Genomic DNA, 2,107 nt, shown 5'->3' with positions numbered 1-2,107 from the left:
CGAGGGAATGATCAGGACGTACGGCGCGTTGCGCAGCTGCTGCCGCCCGTTGGCCACGTCCACACCCCAGGACACCGTGGGCTCGGCGAGACCGACACCGAGGAAGGACAGCGTGTCCTCGGCCGCGGTGACCGCCATCCCCGCGCGCGGGGACACCTCCAGGACGACCAGCCCCAGCCCGGCGGCCACGGCGTCGGCGAGCCGTGCGAACGCCGGGTCCTCGCGGTGGCGGCGCAGCAGGTCGGCGTACTCCTGGTCGCGCGCGGGCTGCAGCTTGGGCTGCAGGCCGAAGGCGACGAGCCGGGCCGCGTCGGCGGCGTCGGCGGGTGTGACGGCGGCCGCCGTGGGCGTACCTGCGGCTTCCGGCTCACTCCGGTCGACGTGCTCGGTCACGGTTGGGGCTCCTTGTCACGGTCTGGCTGGTGCGTACGGGTGCCGGCGGGGCTCACGCCGCCTCCGTCCGGTCGGTCGCCATACCCGCCGCGTCCAGCAGCGCCGTGCCGACGATGAGGTCGGCGCCGCCGAACTCGGGGTCGTCCAGCTCTGTCCCGTCGTCCACGGCGAACAACAGCTTCTCCTCGCCCTGCCGGTAGGCGGTGCCGACCGGCGGGCTGGCCGCGTGCACGGCCAGCAGGGCGACCAGATAGGGCAGATCGGCGTCCTTGCGGCGGGCCTCGGCGAGCAGGCCCGACAGCCGCCGCGGCGCGTCGGCCGGCAGGTCCAGCAGCTCCGTGGCGGCCGCGAGCTGCTCCTCGCTGAACCGGCTGTCGTCCGGGGTGGCGATCAGGTCGGGCTCGGGCATCTCGGCCCCCAGGTGCTCCCGTTCGACAGGGGGCGTCAGCAGGATGTCGACGAGGTCGCCCACCCGGACGGCCACGGGTGTGCGCAGCCCCGTACCGTGCGCGAAGAAGGCGTCCGTGACGCGGATCGCCTGCTCCAGGGGCAGGGGGAGGGTCGGTGCGAGCAGGTGGCCGTAGAGGTCGGTCCCGGACGTGGCCAGGGGGGCGGCGAAGGCCTGCCGGTCCTGCTCGGCGCGGAACAGCGGGCCGGCCTCCAGGAGCCGGGACTGCAGTTGGGTGTGCCGGCGGATGCAGTCCTTGACGATGTCGACCAGCTCGGCGGCGCGCCGCTTGTGCTCGGGGTCCTCCGACTCGTCGCGTGCCTTGCGGATGTTGGTCAGGATCGCGTTCTCGTGCCGGTAGCGGTCGGCGACGTGGTCCAGGGCTTCGGCGATCATGTCGGGTACGGCGCTGAGCCAGTCCACCGCGCGGACGTTGCGCCGGGTGGCCTCCAGGGCCCTGCGCAGGATCTCCGAGTACTGCACGGTCCGGTAGCGGGCCTGTTCGGCGGCGAGCTGGGCGTCGGCGAGGCGACCGCGGCTGATGAGCACTTCCAGCTTGACCTCGGCGGCGATCTGCGCGCTGGTCACATCGGTGTCGAGGGCGCCGACGAGGACGTTGACCGCCTCGTCGGTGGTGCGCAGGTAGACGCTGCCGCCGGGGCCCGGCACCTCCTCGATCAGCTTGAAGTCGTAGTCCCGGCGGACGTACGTGCCGTCCGGCGCGAACGTGCCGTACACCGCGCGGAAGCCGCGGTCGACGCTGCCGACGTTGATCAGGTTCTCCAGGACCCAGCGGGCCACGCGCTCGTGCTCGGCGGCCGGCCGCCGCGGGGCCTGGGCGGCGACGCGCGGGACGAGCCGGGCCACGATCTGGTCGTGGTCGGCGCCGGTGTCGAAGTCCATGTTGAGGGTGACCAGGTCGATGGCGGCGAGCGCGACCTCCGCCATGCCGTACACCGAGTACTCGCCGGCGAGATTGGCCTTGCGCGCGTCGAGGTCGTGCAGCGGCGCGGTGCAGGCGAGCGCGCGCAGCCGCCGTGCCAGCCCCTCGTCGGCGGCCGGGCCCTGGGCAGGGCGCGGCCCCGCGCTGAGCTGGGGCGGAGCGCTGTCCGTCGATGCAGGCGAAGTCACGGTGCACAGACTAGGTCCTCGGTCTGACAACGAACCAAACGGCGCAGACGCCCCCCGGTGCGTACGTCGTCACATCCTGCACGGTGGCCCCGTCAGCCCCCGTCCCGGCCGTCCCGCCGCCGGTGGGTCCACGAC

At 73.7% G+C, this 2,107-nt stretch carries 1 protein-coding gene and 1 pseudogene; both read right to left on the bottom strand.

All coding sequences use genetic code 11. The features are described 5' to 3' along the window. A pseudogene (locus C1I97_RS35845) lies at positions 1–393 on the bottom strand (hypothetical protein); the annotation flags it as partial. 52 nt (positions 394–445) lie between these two features. Beyond that, the gene (locus C1I97_RS35840) at positions 446–1,972 is read right to left on the bottom strand and encodes a hypothetical protein (protein WP_111007106.1); all 1,527 of its coding nucleotides are present in this window, start codon (positions 1,970–1,972) and stop codon (positions 446–448) included. Between the last annotated feature and the right edge of the window lie 135 nt (positions 1,973–2,107).

It is taken from the genome of Streptomyces sp. NTH33 (genome assembly GCF_003236365.1).
In the GTDB taxonomy this organism is placed as follows: domain Bacteria; phylum Actinomycetota; class Actinomycetes; order Streptomycetales; family Streptomycetaceae; genus Streptomyces.
This window is presented reverse-complemented; position numbering and strand designations above follow the sequence as displayed.